Below are 20,508 nucleotides of genomic sequence, written 5' to 3'. Positions count from 1 at the left end.
GGTACGATTCTTACGATGACTGTTTGTCGCGAACGCCTTAATCATTGTGCCTGGTTGCCGCTCATCTTTCACCGTCGATCGGAATCCGCCGGTCGATTGTCACCGATCGTGGGTAGGCCGTCCACTGGCCACTCACGGCCGAAGCCCAACGCATCTTGCCTGTGGCCGCGTTCAGAATATCTCGAACGAGCACCATTCGGGCACAAACCCCTCGAAGATAAAAAAGTCTTCGATATACGTGAGACCAAGCTTTTCCAAAGCTCTCATGCATTCGTCGGCTGCATCGCCTCCAAAAAAAGGACCAAGCGATACCAGATTGTCAGATTCGTCAAAGTATCTCGCGAGATTGAACTCGGTCTTGACCGCTGACAGGTCGATGTTCTTGGCCCCAAGCGCGGCCCGTCGGACAACAATTCCGAAATCCCGGGATACTTTCATCGTTGTGGAGCTTGAGTGAGGGAGTCGCCACGATTGTCGGCGATCTATGTGCCAAGGTCGGGTGTCCGAAACTGGCCGATTCTGTTGAAAAACTCCTTTTCTCATGCCGCGGGACCGGCTCGCGAAAAATCGACCTCTCAGATCGCCCTACAAGCGGCTCGTGAGCATCGGTTGGGGGTAAGAGGACCCTCAAAAACCTCGCCGTAGCCGTGGTCGAAGAGTTTTTCAACAGAACCGGCCGGACTCGGCCGGCCGCAGTTCCGGCGGACCGCGACCAGTTGAATCCGCCACCCATTGCTGACGGTCAGGTTTTTGATTAGTGGACGTTCGACGAAGAGTTCACCCGCCTACGTAGGATGCCGCGCAGGTCGGGTTGAGGCCTGTTAGTCGATGCGAACTTGCGTGGCTACTTGCCGGAATTGGTGTCGTCTTGTCCTGCAGCAGGCTTTCTCCATGCGGATGCCGACCCCTTTCTTTCTGGAATCGGCTCAAGCATGCCTCGTGCCTTTAAGCGCAGGAAAACGTTCTTCATGCTGTTTTCGCTCTTGATTCCGGTAATTTCCCTAGCCAAAGTGTTTGTGATCTCTGCATTGGTCTCCATGTATTTCATCACAAGCTCTTCCGGAGAACCGAGGGACTCGTGGCGAATGATGACGAGAACCGATGCGTCCTTTTCGAGGATGGCAGGCGGCTTAAGGCGCAATGCCTCCATTGCCCTAAATGCTGTATCGAGACCCTCGCCGAGATCCTTGTTGGGAGGATCCGGAAATTTGTTGATTAGGCGAACGAGCGCAGGATTTCTGGCACTTTGCGTGTCAAGAATGTTGGTCGTAGTTACGTGGCCAGGCAACCTACCAGGACTCTCAACTTCGACTCGATTGTCAAAAACCCGGATCTGCACATCGGCAACGATGCTGTAATCGCGGTGAAGTACAGCGTTGGTTATCACCTCGTGTAGTGTCTCTTCTGGATATTCGACAGACTCAAGGCCTTCTTCGCCTAAGCGTTTGACTCCCTCAATGACCCTCTTGGTTTCTGATACGGCCTTATACACCAAGTTATAAGCGTCCCCCTCAATAGTGATAGGGTTGCCATCGAGGAATTCCCGACCAATGTCGCTATCCTTGGTTTTGTAACGAGCGATCTTTATGCTGCTTCGTTTAGGCAGGAAGACTGCCGGCTCATCACAGAACAGGAGAACTCCGCAGACGCGCGCATGACCTTCCTTGATTAACTCTTGATTATTTAAGTATGTTATAGGCTCTCCGGTTGGAATAACATTAATCAAGAATTTCAAAATAGAGAGGCTGTTCTCAATTTTTGACAGAGGAACTTCCACCCATTCATTTTCGAATGTGACGATTCCTTTATCAAGTTCAAGGCGCCTTATCTTCTCCGCAGTGTCTATCTTCTGCTTGCCGGCGTTTACTCGAATAAAGATCTCGCCGGACGATGACTTGACGATCTCCTTGACCTTCTTGACGGTAATGTGAAGAACAAGACCGGGGTGTGCATTGTTTCGAAGAAATTCAAATCTAAGGTGATTCCCGAATGAGTGCGCCTGAAATAGTGTGTGAAATATGTCATTCGCATGCTCAGGGTCATCGAACCCGCACCAAGTTCGCGTCTTCGCGACCTTATCCTCTCCGATTCCGATGTAGACGTCGCCCCCGGCAGCGTTCGCAAAGGCCGAAATTGTCTCCGACAGTTTCGCAGGCTTGATCTCTCGCGCCTTGATGTCATTAAGGTAGCTCTCCTGCGTCGCCATAATGCTGGCCGCTTGAGCATCATCGATTTCGTAGACTGGATACATGTTGCCCTGGTTATATGTACGAGTGCGTTCGGATTGAATCTTTGGCAATAAACCCATGGGTTCGTATAAGAACTGGTACTTACGACAACAGAAAGCATACGCCTTTCATGCACGTCGCCGCCCCGCCGTCAAGCTAACGCTATGTGGCGAAGCGTGATGCATTGTAATGGAGCGTAGCCCAAAGTACGTATGACTGCTTTGGGGAGATTTGGGTGGAGGTTGCCACTGGCCTGTTGTGGCCGCCAACCGACGGATGTGGCCGACGGTTGCCGACCCGGAGCGGTCTTTCGCCATTCCCCAAAGCGGCCATTGTTCGGTGCCGATTCGAGGAACAACGGAGTAAATGATACGACTGGCGCCCTACATCACAAGGAGTCGCCCGCAGCACGTCGTCGCCCCGAGCGCAAGAAGTCCACGGTTTTCGCGAGCACTAGAATGAATATCCCCGCGTTTATCGCATCCACCAGATCAAACGTGGCTTGATCTAGCACGGAGTGTGACGGGTTTCCCGGATCGTAATAAACCCGGACGGTCGAGCCGACCGGACGCGATGAACCATCTCGGGCGGCGGCTGGTTCGTAGTCGTACCAGTTCACGTCGTAGCCGTAAGCGATGCTGGTACTGTCTGCGCTATACCGTTTACCGTTCGCGGCGTACGTATATTTCCACGACGGAGCCCACTGATGCTTTCCGTATTTGAGCGTTCTTGAGATCGTACCTTCGGATGTGACGGTTGCTTCGGCGGTGGGCCATGTGCGCTGCACCGCGAGGTAGTACAGCTTTCCCCCCGCACGGGCACCGGTATATCCAAGCAGGCCGACAACAAGCGAAGCAACCAGGAGCAGGAACACTGTACCCAATATCTTGAGTTTCATGGCTTGTCCGTGTTGGCATTGACGCCCTGATGATCCGGAAAATTGTCGCCAATCTTGACTGCCGTGTCGAGAGGCCGGAATTGGCCGTACACGGAAATTCGCTCATCAGCCTGATTGAAGGTTGGCTACGCAATCGTTGATTGCCTGTGCGAACACCCGCCAACCCGATTCCTTCCGGTTGTTCGCGGAAACAGACGCCGAAGCTGAAGCCCGGACGGCCAGCCGCACCATTTCCCCCGTCAGGAAAACCCTGATCGACTCGGCAGGCCGCCGGTTTCAGGCCGTTTTCCCGCCGCCACGAGCCGCCGCATTGCGCCCCCGTCCAAGCGGTACCCCGCATCCGCACGACCGCGCCCCATCAAGCCTCTCAGCCCGCATACCTAGCCAAAAAAGGTATGGCGCACCGCAGTATTCAGCGTGATGAGCGCGAATTCAATACCTGTCAGGTATCAAAAATCCCGCCTAAAAGTATTGGACGCTCCATCTGGCCGGGACGTATAAATCGCCTCAAGAACTTCACCCCCACCGCGTGCCCCATGTCCTCCGTCACCATCGAACGTATCGAAACCCGCCTCGTCGACCTGCCGACGATCCGCCCGCACAAGCTGTCGGTGGCCACGATGCACGGCCAGACGCTGATGCTCGTGAAGGTGTTCTGCAGCGACGGTGTGACGGGCCTCGGCGAAGGCACGACGATCGCCGGCATGGCCTACGGCCCGGAAAGCCCCGAAGCGATGAAGCTCGCGATCGACGCGTACCTCGCGCCGGCGATCGTCGGCAAGGATGCGACGCGCATCCAGACGCTGATGGCGTTCCTCGGCAAGCTGGCGAAGGTCAATCACTTCGCGAAAAGCGCGCTCGAAACCGCGCTGCTCGACGCGCACGGCAAGCGGCTCGGCGTGCCGGTGAGCGAGCTGCTCGGCGGCCGCCGGCGCGATCGCCTGCCGGTCGCGTGGACGCTCGCGTCGGGCGACACGGCCACCGACATCGCCGAAGCCGAGCGCATGCTCGACCAGTGCCGCCACAACGTGTTCAAGCTGAAGATCGGCGCGAAGGCACCCGAGACGGATATCCGGCACGTGGCCGAGATCAAGAAGGCCGTCGGCGATCGCGCATCGGTGCGCGTCGACGTGAACATGGCGTGGAGCGAAACGCAGGCCGCGCGCGCGATTCCGGCGCTAGCCGATGCCGGCTGCGAACTGGTCGAGCAGCCGGTGGCCTCGGCCGCGGCGCTGGCGCGCCTGATGCGCCGCTTCCCGGTCGCGCTGATGGCCGACGAAATCCTGCAGGGCCCCGACAGCGCGTTCGAGATCGCGAAGCATCACGGCGCGGACGTGTTCGCGATCAAGATCGAACAGAGCGGCGGCCTGTTCGCCGCGCAGCGCGTGGCCGCGATCGCGGACGCGGCCGGCATCGAGCTGTACGGCGGCACGATGCTCGAAGGCGCGTTCAGCACGGTGGCGTCCGCGCACCTGTTCGCGAGTTTCGCGAACCTGCAGTGGGGCACCGAACTGTTCGGGCCGCTGCTGATCACCGAAGAGATCCTGACGCAGCCGCTCGATTACAGCGACTTCGAACTGACCGTGCCGGACGGCCCCGGTCTCGGCATCGAACTCGACGAGGACAAGGTCAGGCGTTTCACCCGCGACGGACTCACCCGCGTCGCGCGGTAACCCGAGTCACGCACCGCCGTCATTCCCCCAAATACACGTGGAGACATCATCATGAGCGTCAAAGTTTTCGAAACCCGGGAAGTGCAGGATCTGCTGAAAGCCGCGTCGAACGCGGGCGCGGACAACCCGAAGGGCGGCAACGCGCGCACGCAGCAGGTCGTGCTGCGGCTGCTCGGCGACCTGTTCAAGGCGATCGACGATCTCGACATCACGCCCGACGAAGTGTGGGCCGGCGTGAACTACCTGAACAAGCTCGGCCAGGACGGCGAAGCGGCGCTGCTCGCGGCCGGCCTCGGCCTCGAGAAGTTTCTCGACATCCGGATGGACGCCGAGGACGAAGCGCTCGGCCTCGACGGCGGCACACCGCGCACGATCGAAGGGCCGCTGTACGTCGCCGGCGCACCGGTGCGCGACGGCGTCGCGAAGATCGACCTCGATGCGGACGACGGCGCGGGCCCGCTCGTGATCCACGGCACGGTCACCGGTGTCGACGGCAAACCGGTGGCCGGCGCGGTGGTCGAGTGCTGGCATGCGAACTCGCACGGCTTCTACTCGCACTTCGACCCGACCGGCAAGCAGAGCGACTTCAACCTGCGCGGCGCGGTGAAGACGGGCGCCGACGGCAAGTACGAATTCCGCACGCTGATGCCGGTCGGCTACGGTTGCCCGCCGCAGGGCGCGACGCAGCAGCTGCTGGACAGCCTCGGCCGCCACGGCAACCGCCCGGCGCACGTGCACTTCTTCGTGACCAGCGACGGCCACCGCAAGCTGACGACCCAGTTCAACATCGACGGCGACCCGCTGATCTGGGATGACTTCGCGTATGCGACCCGCGAGGAACTGATCCCGCCCGTCACCGGCAAGACCGGCGGCGCCGCGCTCGGCCTGAAGGCCGACGCGTACCAGGACATCGAGTTCAACTTCGTCCTGACGCCGCGCGTCGAGGGCAAGGACAACCAGATCGTCGAACGCCTGCGCGCTTCCGCCACGGCATAACCGCCCGCCGGCACGGCGGCGCGCAGGCGCCGCCGCCGGCCGGGTTCCCGCGAGATTCAACCGATTACCGATGCGAGCGTGCTTGCAGGACGCGGCACGCGCATGGGAGGAGCCATCATGTCCGCCACGATCGACCAAGCCAACGACCTGGATCACCTGCTCGCCACCGCCGTGCAGGACGACAAGGAGGCCGGCGTATTCCGCTGCCGCCGCGACATCTTCACGAACGCCGAGCTGTACGAGCTCGAGATGAAGCACATCTTCGAAAGCAACTGGGTGTACCTGGCGCACGAAAGCCAGATTCCCGACAACAACGATTACTACACGACGTGGATCGGCCGCCAGCCGATCGTGATCACGCGCGACAAGACCGGCGAGCTGCACGCGGTCATCAACGCCTGCGCGCACAAGGGCGCGATGCTGTGCCGCCGCAAGCACGGCAACAAGGGCAGCTTCACGTGCCCGTTCCACGGCTGGACGTTCTCGAACACCGGCAAGCTGCTGAAGGTGAAGGACGAGAAGACGACGGAATACCCGGTGCAGTTCAACACGCACGGTTCGCACGACCTGAAGAAGGTGGCGCGCTTCGCGAACTATCGCGGCTTCCTGTTCGGCAGCCTCGGCGCCGACGTGCTGCCGCTCGAGGACTACCTCGGCGAGGCGCGCGTGATCATCGACCAGATCGTCGACCAGGCGCCGAACGGGCTCGAGGTGCTGCGCGGCAACTCGTCCTACATCTACGAAGGCAACTGGAAGATGCAGATGGAGAACGGCTGCGACGGCTACCACGTCAGCACCGTGCACTGGAACTACGCGGCGACGATGGGCCGCCGCAAGGAAGACGGCACCAAGGCCGTCGACGCGAACAGCTGGAGCAAGTCGGTCGCGGGCGTGTACGGCTTCGACAACGGCCACATCCTGCTGTGGACGAAGACGATGAACCCGGAAGTGCGGCCCGTGTACCAGCATCGCGATGAAATCAAGGCGCGCGTCGGCGACGTGCAGGCCGACTTCATCGTCAACCAGACGCGCAACCTGTGCGTGTACCCGAACGTGTTCCTGATGGACCAGTTCAGCACGCAGATCCGCGTGGTGCGGCCGCTCGGCGTCGACAAGACCGAAGTCAGCATCTTCTGCTTCGCGCCGAAGGGCGAGAGCGAAGCCGACCGCACGACCCGCATCCGCCAGTACGAGGATTTCTTCAACGTGACGGGCATGGGTACCGCCGACGATCTCGAGGAGTTTCGCGCGTGCCAGGCCGGTTATGCGGGCATCACGGCGATGTGGAACGACCTGTCGCGCGGCGCGCCGCTGTGGGTCGACGGGCCCGACGAGAACGCGAGGAAGATGGGGCTGAACCCGCGCATTTCCGGCGAGCGCAGCGAGGACGAAGGGCTGTTCGTGTGCCAGCACGAACATTGGGTGAATGTGATGCGCGATGCGCTGAAGAAGGAACGCGGGGAGGTGGCAGCATGAGCTTCGATTACCGGACTGTCTGCGCCGCGCTGTATCGCGAAGCGCGCCTGCTCGACGATCGCCAGTGGGACGAGTGGCTGACCTGCTACACGGAGGACGTCACGTACTGGATGCCCGCGTGGGACGACGACGATCGGCCGACCGACGATCCGCAAAGCCAGATCTCGCTGATGTATTACGCGGACCGCGGCGGCCTCGAGGATCGCGTGTTCCGGATCAAGACCGAGCGCAGCGGCGCATCGACGCCCGAGCCGCGCACCAGCCACAACGTGACGAACGTCGAGGTGCTGGCCGAACGCGAGAACGAAGTGGACGTGCGCTACAACTTTCACACGCTGAACCACCGCTACCGCGTGACCGATCACTTCTTCGGCACGATGTTCGTCACGTTGCGCAACGCGGGCGATGAGCTGCTGATCTCGTACAAGAAGATCGTGCTGAAGAACGACTACATCCGGCAGGTGCTCGACGTCTATCACGTCTGACGCTGTTGTTTTGTCATGAAAGGAAGTGGAGGTGACGCCATGTCCAGCTACAAGATTGCACTGAACTTCGAGGACGGGGTAACCCGCTTCATCGACTGCAAGGCCGGCGAGAAGGTTCTCGACGCGGCGTTCCGCGCGAAGATCAACCTGCCGATGGATTGCTCCGACGGCGTGTGCGGCACCTGCAAGTGCCGCGCCGAGAGCGGCCGCTACGATCTCGGCGACGACTACATCGACGACGCGCTCACCGAAGACGAAAAGGACGGCGGCCTCGTGCTGACCTGCCAGATGGTGCCGCAAAGCGATTGCGTGATCGCGGTGCCGACGTCGTCGGTCGCGTGCAAGACGGGCCAGAGCGGGTTCGCGGCCACGGTGACGAAGGTCGAGCAGCACAACGATGCGGCCGTCGTGCTCGAACTCGACGTCGGCACGGCCGCGCCCGTGTTCCTGCCGGGCCAGTACGTGAACATCGACGTGCCGGCGAGCGGCCAGCACCGTTCGTATTCGTTCTCGTCGGCGCCGGCCGATGCGAAGGTGAGTTTCCTGATCAAGAAGATTCCCGGCGGCGTGATGAGCACGTGGCTCGAATCGGCGCGGCCCGGCGACACGCTCGAACTGCACGGGCCGCTCGGCAGCTTCTACCTGCGCGACGTGCAGCGGCCGCTGCTGTTCCTGGCCGGCGGCACGGGGCTCGCGCCGTTCCTGTCGATGCTCGAGGTGCTCGCGCGCAGCGGCTCGCAGCAGAAGGTGCACCTGATCTACGGCGTGACGCGCGATCTCGACCTCGTGCTCGTCGATGCGATCGAAGCGTATGCGGCGAAGCTGCCGAACTTCAGCTTCGCGACGGTCGTGGCCGACGCGGCGTCGAGCCATCCGCGCAAGGGCTGGGTCACCCAGCACATCCCGGCCGATGCGCTGAACGACGGCGACGTCGACGTGTATCTGTGCGGGCCGCCGCCGATGGTCGACGCGGTGCGCAAGTATTTCGACGACGAAGGCGTGAAGCCGAACAGCTTCCACTACGAGAAGTTCACCCCCAACGTCACGGCAAAGGCGGCATGATCATGCAGCGATTCTCAGGCAAGGTCATCGTCGTCACGGGGGCCGCGCAGGGCATCGGCCGCGGCGTCGCGCTGCGCGCGGCAGCCGAAGGCGGCAGGGTGCTGTTCGTCGATCGCGCGGATTTCGTCGCCGAGGTCGCGGCCGAAGCGACGGGCGGCGAGACGGCCGGGTTCGTCGCGGATCTCGAAACCTACGACGGCGCGCATGCGGCGATCGCGCACGCGGTGCAGACGTTCGGCGGTATCGACATCCTGATCAACGGCGTGGGCGGCGCGATCCGCATGCGGCCGTTCGCCGAATTCGAGCCCGCGCAGATCGACGCGGAAATCCGCCGTTCGCTGATGCCGACGCTCTATACCTGTCATGCGGTGCTGCCGCACCTGCTCGCGCGCGGCGGCGGCACGATCGTCAACATCTCGTCGAACGCGACGCGCGGGATTCGCCGCGTGCCGTACTCGGCGGCGAAAGGCGGCGTCAATGCACTGACGTCGGCGCTCGCGATGGAATATGCGGAACACAACATCCGGGTCGTGGCCACCGCGCCGGGCGGCACCAGCGCACCGCCGCGCCGCGTGCCGCGCAATGCGGCCGGCGACAGCGAACGGGAACAGGCATGGATGGGCGAAGCCGTGCGCCAGGTCACGGAATCGGCGTATCTCAAACGCTACGGCAGCCTCGACGAGCAGGTCGCGCCGATCCTGTTCCTCGCCTCCGACGAGGCGAGCTACATCACCGGCACGGTGCTGCCGGTCGCGGGCGGCGATACGGGTTGAGTCGTGCGTCGTCGCGCCGCCTGGCATGTGTCCAGGATGTTCGTCGACAACCCATCCATCTATCCACCCACCAACCGGCCGGCGCGAAGACGCCGGCCACGGAGACTCCCATGCGTGATCGCAAAGCCATCGTTCCGGCGGGAATGGAAGCGGTGTACGAGAAGATCGGCTATGCGCCCGGCCTGAAGGTCGGCGATACGCTGTACGTATCCGGCCAGATCGGCCGCGATGCGGCGATGCAACTCGTCGAGGATCGTGAAGCACAGATCGTGCAGGCGTTCGAGAATCTGAAGCAGGTACTGAACGCGGCGGGTGCATCGTTCAGCGACGTGGTCGACCTGACGACCTTCCATACCGACATGCGCGACCTGCCGTTGTTCATGCAGGTGCGCGACCGCTACCTCGATGCCCACCCGAAGCCGGCATGGACGGCGGTCGGCGCGCACATGCTGGGCGGCGCGCCCGGCTATATCGTCGAGATCAAGGCGGTGGCCGTGTTGCCGGCGTGACGCGTGCGGGCACGGAACGAGAGACGTCGCGATCCAGCGGTCAATCCTGACGAAATGCTTTCTCGCGACGTCGGGCGTGCGTCGTTACGCCGCGGTCGGCGACAAGTCGCGCGAGTTCGTTTATGGTGCGAGGGAACGCAGCGTCATCTCTTTCCTTCCGTCGAGAATCCGCGATGAAATGCCTGCCACGCGCCGTCTTCGCCGCTGTCGCTTTCACCGTCGCGCAAGCCGCGCTCGCCCAGGCGCCCGCCACGGTGCGGCTCGAAGACATGACCTGGACCGAACTGCGCGACAGCATCCGGGCCGGCAAGACCACCATCCTGATCCCGGTCGGCGCAACCGAGCAAAGCGGGCCGTACGTCGCGCTGGGCAAGCACAATGCGCGGGTCGCGGTACTGTCCGAGCGGATCGCGCAAGGCCTCGGCAACGCGATCGTCGCCCCCGTCATCGCCTATGTGCCCGAGGGCGGTTATGCGCCGCCGACCTCGCACATGCGCTTTCCCGGCACGATCACCGTGCCCGACGACGTCTTCGAAAAGACCCTCGAGTCCGCCGCCAACAGCTTCCGGGTCCACGGCTTCACGAACATCGTGTTCCTCGGCGATCACGGCGGCTACCAGAACGACATCCGGCAGTCGGTCGCGCGGCTGAACAAGTCGTGGGCCGGCACGGGCGCGCGCGCGTTCGTGCCGGCCGAGTATTACGGCACCAGCTCCGACGGTTACGACCAACTCCTGCGCGAGCACGGTGTGCCGGCCGCGGACATCGGCACGCACGCGGGGCTGGCCGATACGTCGCTGCTGCTGGCGGTCGCGCCGGGCATGGTCAGGGTCGACAAGCTGCGCAACGCCGCGAAGCCGGGCGCCGTCGACGGCGTTTACGGCGGCGATCCGCGTCATGCGAGCGTCGAACTCGGCCGGCTGGGCACCGACGCGATCGTGTCGCGCACCGTCGACGCGATCAGAAAGGAAACCGCCGGCCGCTGACGCCGCCGCGCCATTGCGCCGCCTTTGCCGTCGTTCCATGCCATCGAACCGGGACATCGTCATGCAACCGCGCCTTCGCCTTCATATCCGCTTCCCCCGTCCCGCGATCGTCGTCGCGGCTGCGCTGGCCGGCTTTTGCGCCCAGGGTGCGATCGCGGCGTCCGCCGTCGCGGCCGTACCCGGCATGCCGCCCGTCATCAACCCGGACAACCTGTACGGCGAGGCCCAGGCCGGCCGCATGAGCGCGGCGGTGGCGGGCGCGCTGTCGCGCATCTATGTGCCGAACCTAAGATCGAACGACGTCTACGTGATCGACCCGGCCACGTACAAGGTCGTCGACCGGTTTGCCGTCGGCCGCAGCCCGCAGCATGTCGTGCCGGCATGGGACCTGCGGACGCTGTGGGTCGCCAACAATGCGGAAGGGCGCACCGACGGCAGCCTGACGCCGATCGATCCGAAGACGGGCAAGCCCGGCCCGGCAGTGCGCGTCGACGATCCGTACAACATGTATTTCACGCCCGACGGCAAGGAGGCGATCGTCGTGGCCGAGGCGCATGCGCGGCTCGACTTCCACGACCCGGGCACGATGGCGCTGAAATCGAGCCTCGAGGTGCCGCAATGCAAGGGCATCAACCATGCGGACTTTTCGATCGACGGCCGGTATGCGCTCTTCACGTGCGAGTTCGGCGGCAAGCTCGCGAAGATCGACCTGGTGAATCGCAAGGTGCTCGGTTACCTCGAACTCGACCGGAAAGGGATGCCGCAGGACATCCGCGTGTCGCCGGACGGCAAGCTGTTCTATGTCGCCGACATGATGGCGGACGGCCTATACGTCGTCGACGGCGACCGCTTCGCGAAAACCGGTTTCATCCCGACCGGCGTCGGTACGCACGGGCTGTATCCGAGCCGCGACGGCACGAAGCTCTACATCGCGAATCGCGGCTCCAATCTCGTCCACGGGCCGCGCCATGGCAAGGGCAGCGTATCGGTGCTCGACTTCGCGACGCGCAAGGTGGTCGCGAACTGGCCGATCCCCGGCGGCGGCAGCCCCGACATGGGCAACGTCAGCGCGGACGGCAAGACGCTGTGGCTGTCGGGCCGCTTCGATGACGTCGTCTACGCGATCGACACCACGAGCGGCACGGTTCGATCGATTCCCGTCGGCATGGAGCCGCACGGCCTGACGGTGTGGCCGCAGCCGGGGCGCTATTCGCTGGGCCATACCGGCAACATGCGGTAGGGCGGCGGACGGTCAGGGCGCGCGGTCGTGCGCTCGCGTGTCACGACCGGCGGTGCCTCACTCCCACGCATGCTTGCTGAACTGATAACCCTTGCAGCGGATCGTCTTGATGCGCTTCGGTTCCGTCAGGTCGTCGCGCAGCTTGCGGCGCAGCTTGGAGATGCGGCCGTCGATCGAGCGGTCGAAGCCGTCGAACTCGATTCCGCGTAACAGCTGCGTCAGGTCTTCCCGGCTGACCACTTCGCCGGCGCGGCAGACGAGGGCCCACAGCAGGTCGAATTCGGTCGAGGTCAGGCGCGGCGCGCTGCCGTCGGGAAGGCGAATCTTGCGATCCGCGCGGTCGATCGAAAACTTGCCGAACTCGAATCGCTGCGGCGATGCCGGCGCGCCGTCGACCGGGCGCAAGCGCATCCGTCGCAGGTGGGCCTTGATCCGCGCGAGCAGGATGCGCGGCTCGATCGGCTTGCGGAGAAAGTCGTCCGCGCCGAATTCCAGGCCGAGCAACTCGTCGAACTGCTCGTTGCGGGCCGTCATCATGATGACGATGCCGTCGTACTGCATGCGTGCGTCGCGGCAGATCTCGAAGCCGTCCTTGCCCGGCAGGTTGATGTCGAGCAGCACCAGGTCGGGGCGGCGCGCGACGATCGTGGACACGGCGTCGGTGCCGTCGAACAGCGTGTCCACCTCGTACTGATGCATGCGCAGATAGTCTGCGATCAGCGAGGACAATGGGACGTCGTCTTCGACGAGCAGGATTCGGATGGGCATCGCTAAACGAGGGGGCGAAACGGGAAAGTGGCGAGCGCTCAGGCCCGTCCGAACATGGGGAAGCCGAAGAGACGCGCATGATACTGAGAAACATTCCGGCAGAATGTGGCGAAATCTGCATCGTTCGGTGAGTCTCGCTGCGGGCGGGGCATCGTCGCGTTGCAGGAACGCGAACGCATGAAGGGGCGGTGTCGTGTTTAGTCGAACGACGCGATGTACGCGTAAACACGTTCGGAGCGGTACCCGGCGTGCAACCGGCTGAAATACCGGGAGGGGTGTCGTTCGTGCGGAAACGTTTGCGAAGTCGCCGCGCGTGCGGGCGTTGCGCGCGCTTGCCAGAGCAAAACCGGTAAAGATTGCTCTACATATCATTACAAAATATTACCTGCCGGGTGGCGTATGGCCCGCCGTATCGACGCGGGAGACCGCCTTCGCGCTACCGTCGGATCGCCTTGCGCAACCGTCTCACCTCCTGCTCGGACACCGGCGCCGCGCGATTGCCCCACGCGCCGCGCACATAGCTGACCACCGATGCGATCTCGCTGCTCGTCAGCGTGCCACGCATCGACGGCATCCGGCGCATCATCCCCGGCTCCCCGGGAGCCGGGCGGGCGCCTTCCACGACGATGCGGATTGCGCTGGTCGGGTCGGCCGCGAGCACGGCTGAATTCCCCGCGAGCGGCGGCCCGTGATCGCGCACGCCGGTACCGGCCGCACCGTGGCAGCGCGCGCAGAAGCCCGCATACACGCCGGCGCCGGGCGCCTGTTGGCCGCCTTCCGGACGCGGGCCGGCCGCCGTCAGCCGCGGGGTGCCGATGCCCAGCGGATTCGTCGCGGCGGTCGGGCGCGCCGGCAGCGATTTCAGATAGACGGCAATCGCTCGGCGATCGGCGTCGGTGAGCAGCGCGGTACTCTCGCCGACCACGGGTGCCATCGCGCCGAACACCGCGCCGCGCACCGCATGACCGTCACGAAGGAAGGCGGCGATATCGTCCACCGACCAGCTGCCGAGGCCGTCGGTGTCCGCGCCGGTCAGGTTCGGCGCGAACCAGTGGTCGTTGATGCCGCCGGTCAGGAAGGCGGCGCTGCGCTCGTCGTAGCCGCGTTCGTTGAAGCCGGGGCCGCGCGGCGTATGGCACGCGCCGCAGTGGCCGGGCCCCTGCACGAGATACGCGCCGCGATTCCATTCGGCCGATTGCGACGGCTGCGGCACGAACCGGTCGCGGTTGGCGAACGCGGTGCTCCAGAGCGCGAGTGCCCAGCGCTGGTCGAACGGAAACGGCAACTGCGTGAGCCTGGCGACGTTCGGGGATGGCGCGACGCCGCGCATGAAATACGCGTACAGCGCACGCACGTCGTCGTCGCTCAGGCGGGCGAACGACGGGTACGGCATCGCGGGATACAGCCGGCCGCCGTCCGCGCGTACGCCGCGCCGCAGTGCATTGTCGAACTGGCGCAGCGTGTAGTTGCCGATCCCGTGTACCGGGTCCGGCGTGATGTTCGGCGCATAGATCGGCCCGAACGGTGAATTCACCGGCTGGCCGCCCGCATACGGCGTGTGATCGGCCGCGTCGTGACATGCCGAGCAGTCGCCGGCGCGGGCGAGGTAACGGCCGCGCGCGATCGTCGCGGTGTCGGTATCGGCGGCAGCGGCCGCGACGGCCGGGCGGCGGGTTCGGGCGTCCGGCACCGGGCCCGGCGGCGCGGATGCACCAGAAGCACCAGAAGCACCAGAAGCACCGGCCCAGCGCAGCGGCGCAAGCCGTGGATCGTCTTTCGCGCGCGCCGCCATCGCCGCGCTGGCTGCGGGCACCGATTCGCGAATCCGCGTGAAATGCCAGTCATTCGAATCGGCGTCGGGCTCGATCGTCGGCGCGGACGCCGACGACGCGGCTTGTGCCGTATTGTCGTTCGTCCCCTTCTCGTCGTGCGGGCCGCAGCCCGCGAGCGCGGCGCATATCGCAAGCGCGACGCCGGTGCGGCGGCCCGGCACGCGAAGCCGCGCGAACCCGGGCGGCTTCGGATTCGGAATCAGGATCAGTGCCATGGAGTGCAGGGCCCCACGAAAGCCGTGACGATCCCGGTGAACATGAGACCGATCACGAAGCCGAGCGCGGCGAGCATCCCGCAGCGCGCGAGAAAGCGCGTGCTGTCGTCGCGTGCCATGGCGGGCGCATCGGCATCGTGCCGGTGTCGCCATGCGTGTGCGAGCCACGTCGCGCAGGCCGCGGCCAGCGCAAAAGCGCCCGCTGCGATCAGCGCGAGCCACGCGCCAACATGTGCCCAGCGCGGCACGGCCTGCTCGATGCCGAACGGATAGCACGCGGTGGAGGCGAGCGTTTCGGACACCAGCATTTGCGCGAACCACAGCGCGGGGGCGCCGACGAGGCCGGCCGCGATCGCGAGCCACGGTGTCCACGAGCGTCGCGCGCCGTTCATCCCGGGCTCCTGAGCCAGTGAGGCGACACGTACAGTGCCGTGAAGATGAACAGCCACACGAAGTCGACGAAATGCCAGTAGAGCCCGCCGACCGTCAGTGCGACGCGCCGTTCGCGGCCGAAGAAGCCTGCGGCCGTCCAGCCGGCGAGCAGCGCGAGGATCGCGAGACCGGCCACGACGTGCGCGAGGTGGAACCCGGTGATCGTGAAGTACAGGCTGCCGTACAGATGCGCGGTGGGGCCGTACGGGTGGCCGCGCCATTCGTGCAGCTGGACGAGCGCGAACGCGGTGCCGAGCACCAGCGCGACGACGAGCATCGCGACCGCGCGCGGCCGGCTGCCGGCCCGCAGCGCGCGCTCGGCGAGCCACACGAACACGCTGCTCGACAGCAGCAGGACCGTATTGGCGGCCGCGAGCCCGATCTTCGGCATGCCTTCGGGCGGCCACGGCGCGGAAGATTGCGACTGCAGGTAGAAGTAGCAGAACAACAGGTAACCGAACAGCCCGGCCTCGGTCACGATCAGCGTGAGCACGCCCCACCAGCCGCCCGCGCGTTCACCTTGACTGCCGACCGGCAGCGGCTCGATGCACGCGGCCGGCGCGCCGCGCGGCATCGTCGCGGAGGGCGGTTCGTCCGGGTGATGCCCGGCCGCGGCGGCCGGCGCCTGCGTGTCGTCGCGTGCCGGCAGGCGGGCGCGCTGCCCGAGCACGCGGCGCGGCCACAGCCACGCGGCGGTCGCGATCGCGCAACCGGCGACGGCCGCGCAGACGAGCGTCGGCGAGCGCACGAGCAGCGCCGCGAACACGGCGGTCGCGAGCAGCGCGAGCACGAACGGGATGCAGCTGTCGTCGGGCATCTTCAGGATCGCGCTCGGCGCGGCGGCGAGCGGCGTGACCGCGAGCGCCTCGCGCCCGTCCGCGAGCCGGTAGCCGACCCGCAGGCTGGTGCGCGCCGGATCGTCGCGCGTTTCCCACAGCGGATGGCGCGACGCGACGAGCGGCAGCACCGCGAAGTTGTATACGGGCGCCGGCGACGCGACCGACCATTCGAGACCCGCCGCGCCCCACGGATTCTCGCTGGCGCGCACACCGCGCCGCGCGCTCGTCAGCGCGTTGACGACGAACATCACGATGCCGATCCCGAACACGAACGAGCCGATCGTCGTCAGCAGGTTCGATGTATCCCAGCCCATCCCGGCCGGATAGGTATAGATGCGGCGCGGCATCCCGAGCAGCCCGGAAATATGCATCGGAAAGAAGCCAAGGTTGAAGCCGACCAGCACGACCCAGAACGTCAGCTTGCCGAAGCGCTCGTTCATCATCCGCCCCGTGAATTTCGGGAACCAGTACGCGACGCCGCCGAGCACCGGAAACACGTTGATGCCGAGCAGCACGTAGTGCAGGTGCGCGACGACGAAGTACGTATCGGTGAGCTGCCAGTCGAGCGGCACGGCGGCGGTCATCACGCCGGACACGCCGCCGATCACGAACATCAGCACGAAACCCGCGAAATACAGGAACGGCGTGCGGAACACGGGGCGGCCGGTCCAGATCGTCGCGATCCACGCGAATACCGCGACCGCGCTCGGGATCGAGATCAGCATGCTCGCCGCCCCGAAGAACGCCAGCGCGAGTGGCGCGATGCCCGTCGCGAACATGTGGTGCACCCACACTTCGAAGCCGATCAGCATCGTCGCGACGGTCGACACCGCGACGGCCTCGTACGCGACGAGCGGCCGCCGGCAGAAGGTCGGCAGCGCGTCCGACACGATGCCCATCGCGGGCAGCACGACCACGTACACCCACGGGTGCGCGAACATCCAGAACAGGTGCTGCCACAGCAGCGGCCGCCCGCCGTTCGCGACGTCGAAGAAATGCGTGCCGGCATTGCGGTCGAGCCACAGCAGCAGGAACGCGAGGCTCACCGACGGCACCGCGACGAGGTTCGCGACCGATGCCGTCAGCGTGCCCCAGACGATGATCGGCAGCCGGTCGATCGACATCCCGTGCGCGCGCATCCGCAGCAGCGTGACGACGAAGTTCGCGGCACCGCCGGTCGTCGAGATGCCGAGCAGGATCATCCCGAGCGCATAGATGTCGATGTTCGCGCCGGCACTGTAGTCGAGCGACGTGAGCGGCACGTAATTGAACCAGCCGCCGTCGGGCACCGCGCCGAGCGGAAAACTCGCGTACAGGAACAGCCCGGCGAACAGGAAGGCCCAGTACGAGAACGCGTTCAGCCGCGGGAACGCCATGTCGCGCGAGCCGAGCATCAGCGGCCAGAGGTAGTTCGCGAAGCCGGACAGCACGGGCAGCGCATACAGGAAGATCATCGTGACGCCGTGCATCGTAAACAGCGAGTCGTATTGCGCGGGCGTGAGCACGGTCGCATTGGGCCGCGCGAGCTGGATGCGCATCACCAGCGCCTCGACGCCGCCGAGCAGCAGGAACGCGAACGCGGTGACGATGTAGCGCAGGCCGATGCGCTTGTGGTCGACCGTGCCGAGCCAGCCGCGCCAGCCGGGTGCCGATTCCCACAGCTCGGCGAGCGCGCGCTCGTGCGGGGAGCCGGGCGGCGCTTCGCCGAGATCGGGTACGCGGCTGAGCGGGGGCGGCGTGTCGCGGGCAATGGCCATCGGCATCCTCGGTTCAGTGCAGCGTGGCGAGATACGCGGCGAGATCGTCCGCGTCGCGCGGCGCGAGCGCAATCGACGGCATCAGCGATTGCGGCTTGATCTGCTGCGCATGCGCGATCCAGCGCCGCAGGTTGTCGGGCGTATTGTCGAGCGTGCCGGCCGCGAGCAGCCGGCGCGTGCCGACGTGCGTGAGATCGGGGCCCGCATCGCCCGTCGCATCGGTGCCGCGTACGGCGTGGCAGCCCGCACAGCGCGCACCGAACACGCGCCGGCCGCGCCGTTCGGCGTCGCTGCCTGGCACGGGGGCCGGCTGGCGCTGCGTGGCCAGCCACGCGCGAAACGCGGCGGGCGGTTCGGCCACGACCTCGAGCGCCATGTGCGCGTGCTGTGCGCCGCAGTACTGCGAGCACTGCCCGCGATAGACGCCCGGCCGGTCGGCCTGCAGCCATTGCCGGTTCGTCTGGCCGGGAATCGCCTGCGTCTTGCCTGCGAGCTGGGGCACCCAGAACGCGTGGATCACGTCGGCGCTGTTCAGCTCGATCGCGACGGGCTCGCCTACCGGGATGTGCAGTTCGTTCGCGACGACGAACGCATCGTTGCCCGTGCCGGCCGGATAGCGGGCGTCCCACCACCAGTCGTGCGCGGTCACGGCGATCGTCAGCGTGGGCGGACGGGGTGGTGACGCGACCGCGCCGAGCACGCACAGCATGTACACGAGCGCAGCGAACAGCAGCACGATCGACACGCCGCTGCCGACGGTCACGAACATCAGGCCGTTGCCCGGGCTGCCGGCGCCCGGGCGACGACGAAACACCGCGAGCAGCAGCAGCGCGGCGATCGAGACGCACACGAACGTGCACAGCCCGAGCAGCGCCCAGCCGAGCACGAACACCGGCTGCGCGGCCGGCCCGGCTGCATGCGCGGCGTACGCGAGCGGCAGCGGTTCGGCGGCCGCGCACGCGGCGGCCGGCGCGACCGCGCAGGCCGCCACGGCCATGCACGCGACGTGGCGCGGTTTCAGGGACAGCGGAACGGGCAACGCGGCTCCTTGCCGGGATCGACGGCGCGAGAACAGAACAGCAATCGGACACCCGTGCGTGGCGTAGCAATTCCCGTGCGCGGACGGCTTTCGAGCGCGTTGCGCGCGCAGCGTCCCGTGCATTACCGCACCGTTGTAAATTTGGCGCACGCTTTGACGCTTGACGTTTGACGTGCCCGCGCGGTTGATGCACGGATCGCAACGGCGGCACGCGGCCCGGCATGCCGCTTGCTGCACCGATCGCATTACGGTGCGGTGCGTTCGCGAGCGTGGCGGCACGGCGGCGATCTGGCAACAGAGGAGGGACCGGAAGTGGAGACCGTTGCGATCACGGGGGCGAGCGCCGGTGTCGGCCGTGCGACTGCCCATGCATTCGCGCGGCGCGGCGCGAACGTCGCGCTGCTCGCGCGCGATCCGCGCGCTTTACACGACACCGCTTGCGAAGTGCGGGCGTATGGCGTCCGGGCGCTGCCGATCGCGGTCGACGTCAGTGACGCGGCCGCGCTCGACACGGCCGCGCAACGCATCGAGGCCGAACTCGGCCCGCTCGACGTCTGGATCAACAACGCGATGGTCACCGTGTTCGCACCGTTCGACGAGATTTCACCGGAAGACTATGCGCGCGTGACGGCCGTCACCTATCTGGGCTGCGTGTATGGCACGCGGGCGGCGCTGTCGCGGATGCGCGCGCGCAATCGCGGCACGATCGTACAGGTGGGCTCGGCGCTCGCGTACCGGTCGATTCCGTTGCAGGCGCCATACTGCGGCGCGAAACACGCGATTCGCGGTTTCACCGACGCGCTGCGCTGCGAACTGCTGCACGCGCGCAGCCGTGTGCGCGTGACGATGGTGCAGTTGCCCGCGATCGACACGCCGCAGTTCGACTGGGCCGAATCGGTCCTGCCGCACGCGCCGCGTCCCGTCGCGCCGGTTTACGCGCCGGAGGTCGCGGCCGACGCGATCGTGCGCGCCGCGCGCCACCCATGCCGCGAGCGCTGGGTCGGCTGGTCGTCGCTCGCGGCGATCGTCGCGAACGGGATCGCGCCCGGCTGCTTCGATCGCTATCTTGCGCAGACCGCCGTGCGCGGCCAGCAACGTGCCGAGCCGGCCGGCCCACCGGTCTCGAACCTGTGGGAAAGCGTGCCGGGCCGCCACGCGACGCGCGGCGCGTTCGGCGCCGAGGCGCGTCGCACCGGCGCCGACGCCGGGCTCGGCGTGTCGCGCGTCGTCGCGTTCGGCGCAGCCGTCGCGGTGCTCGCGTCGGCGTTCGCCGCGGCCCGCAGATGGAACCGGTGAGCGC

General features: G+C 65.7%; 18 protein-coding genes. 10 read left to right on the top strand and 8 right to left on the bottom strand.

The genetic code is table 11. From position 1 onward, the window contains the following. Positions 1-171: 171 nt before the first annotated feature. From AB3K92_RS03630 to AB3K92_RS03620, 3 genes are all read right to left on the bottom strand, one after another. Complete coding sequence (locus AB3K92_RS03630) at positions 172-438, bottom strand: hypothetical protein (RefSeq protein WP_369464457.1); 267 nt, start codon at positions 436-438, stop codon at positions 172-174. 406 nt (positions 439-844) lie between these two features. Then, positions 845-2,251, bottom strand: coding sequence for an ATP-binding protein (locus AB3K92_RS03625; RefSeq protein ID WP_369464456.1), 1,407 nt, complete (start codon positions 2,249-2,251; stop codon positions 845-847). A 365-nt stretch (positions 2,252-2,616) separates the two neighbouring features. Then, positions 2,617-3,126: a DUF3592 domain-containing protein gene (locus AB3K92_RS03620; protein WP_369464455.1), complete on the bottom strand. Its 510-nt coding sequence runs from the start codon at positions 3,124-3,126 to the stop codon at positions 2,617-2,619. Between the two features lie 536 nt (positions 3,127-3,662). Between AB3K92_RS03620 and AB3K92_RS03615 the strand changes: the two genes are divergently transcribed. The 9 genes from AB3K92_RS03615 (at position 3,663) to AB3K92_RS03575 (ending at position 12,326) form a co-directional block, all read left to right on the top strand. Beyond that, the gene (locus tag AB3K92_RS03615; protein WP_369464454.1) at positions 3,663-4,799 is read left to right on the top strand and encodes a muconate/chloromuconate family cycloisomerase; all 1,137 of its coding nucleotides are present in this window, start codon (positions 3,663-3,665) and stop codon (positions 4,797-4,799) included. A gap of 51 nt (positions 4,800-4,850) precedes the next feature. Next, a complete protein-coding gene (catA, locus tag AB3K92_RS03610) occupies positions 4,851-5,795 on the top strand; it encodes a catechol 1,2-dioxygenase (RefSeq protein WP_042974834.1) in 945 nt (314 codons plus the stop codon). Positions 5,796-5,912: 117 nt separating this feature from the next. Then, positions 5,913-7,271, top strand: a complete 1,359-nt coding sequence (locus AB3K92_RS03605; RefSeq protein WP_021159131.1) for a Rieske 2Fe-2S domain-containing protein — start codon at positions 5,913-5,915, stop codon at positions 7,269-7,271. Next, the gene (gene benB / locus AB3K92_RS03600; RefSeq protein ID WP_021159132.1) at positions 7,268-7,756 is read left to right on the top strand and encodes a benzoate 1,2-dioxygenase small subunit; all 489 of its coding nucleotides are present in this window, start codon (positions 7,268-7,270) and stop codon (positions 7,754-7,756) included. Before AB3K92_RS03605 ends, benB begins: the two co-directional genes overlap by 4 nt. 39 nt (positions 7,757-7,795) lie before the next feature. Continuing rightward, entirely contained in the window at positions 7,796-8,818 is a 1,023-nt protein-coding gene (benC, locus tag AB3K92_RS03595) for a benzoate 1,2-dioxygenase electron transfer component BenC (protein ID WP_021159133.1), read from the top strand. Continuing rightward, a complete protein-coding gene (gene benD, locus AB3K92_RS03590) occupies positions 8,815-9,591 on the top strand; it encodes a benzoate diol dehydrogenase BenD (protein WP_059677962.1) in 777 nt (258 codons plus the stop codon). Before benC ends, benD begins: the two co-directional genes overlap by 4 nt. 110 nt (positions 9,592-9,701) lie before the next feature. Beyond that, entirely contained in the window at positions 9,702-10,100 is a 399-nt protein-coding gene (locus AB3K92_RS03585; protein ID WP_048028936.1) for a RidA family protein, read from the top strand. A 173-nt stretch (positions 10,101-10,273) separates the two neighbouring features. Continuing rightward, positions 10,274-11,086, top strand: a complete 813-nt coding sequence (locus AB3K92_RS03580) for a creatininase family protein (protein WP_048028934.1) — start codon at positions 10,274-10,276, stop codon at positions 11,084-11,086. Positions 11,087-11,147: 61 nt separating this feature from the next. Beyond that, positions 11,148-12,326, top strand: coding sequence for a hypothetical protein (locus tag AB3K92_RS03575; RefSeq protein WP_369464453.1), 1,179 nt, complete (start codon positions 11,148-11,150; stop codon positions 12,324-12,326). A 57-nt stretch (positions 12,327-12,383) separates the two neighbouring features. Here AB3K92_RS03575 and AB3K92_RS03570 read toward each other — a convergent pair whose 3' ends face one another. From AB3K92_RS03570 to coxB, 5 genes are all read right to left on the bottom strand, one after another. Continuing rightward, the gene (locus AB3K92_RS03570; RefSeq protein ID WP_048028930.1) at positions 12,384-13,094 is read right to left on the bottom strand and encodes a response regulator; all 711 of its coding nucleotides are present in this window, start codon (positions 13,092-13,094) and stop codon (positions 12,384-12,386) included. A 436-nt stretch (positions 13,095-13,530) separates the two neighbouring features. Beyond that, positions 13,531-15,141 carry a cytochrome c gene (locus tag AB3K92_RS03565; protein ID WP_369464452.1) on the bottom strand — a complete coding sequence of 537 codons (1,611 nt, stop codon included), beginning with the start codon at positions 15,139-15,141 and terminating at the stop codon, positions 13,531-13,533. Next, positions 15,132-15,533 carry a hypothetical protein gene (locus AB3K92_RS03560; RefSeq protein WP_021159141.1) on the bottom strand — a complete coding sequence of 134 codons (402 nt, stop codon included), beginning with the start codon at positions 15,531-15,533 and terminating at the stop codon, positions 15,132-15,134. Before AB3K92_RS03560 ends, AB3K92_RS03565 begins: the two co-directional genes overlap by 10 nt. Next, positions 15,530-18,169, bottom strand: a complete 2,640-nt coding sequence (ctaD, locus tag AB3K92_RS03555; protein WP_369464451.1) for a cytochrome c oxidase subunit I — start codon at positions 18,167-18,169, stop codon at positions 15,530-15,532. The genes AB3K92_RS03560 and ctaD overlap by 4 nt, the downstream gene beginning before the upstream one ends. A gap of 13 nt (positions 18,170-18,182) precedes the next feature. After that, positions 18,183-19,208 carry a cytochrome c oxidase subunit II gene (coxB, locus tag AB3K92_RS03550; protein ID WP_369464450.1) on the bottom strand — a complete coding sequence of 342 codons (1,026 nt, stop codon included), beginning with the start codon at positions 19,206-19,208 and terminating at the stop codon, positions 18,183-18,185. 312 nt (positions 19,209-19,520) lie between these two features. On the opposite strand from coxB, the gene AB3K92_RS03545 reads away from it, so the two are divergent. Beyond that, positions 19,521-20,504, top strand: coding sequence for an SDR family oxidoreductase (locus AB3K92_RS03545; protein WP_369464449.1), 984 nt, complete (start codon positions 19,521-19,523; stop codon positions 20,502-20,504). The last annotated feature ends 4 nt before the right edge of the window (positions 20,505-20,508 follow it).

Origin of the sequence: Burkholderia sp. Bmkn7 (assembly GCF_041103175.1) — a bacterium.
Classification (GTDB): domain Bacteria; phylum Pseudomonadota; class Gammaproteobacteria; order Burkholderiales; family Burkholderiaceae; genus Burkholderia; species Burkholderia cepacia.
Note: the sequence above shows the minus strand (reverse complement) of the source record. Positions and strands in the feature narration are given on the sequence as shown.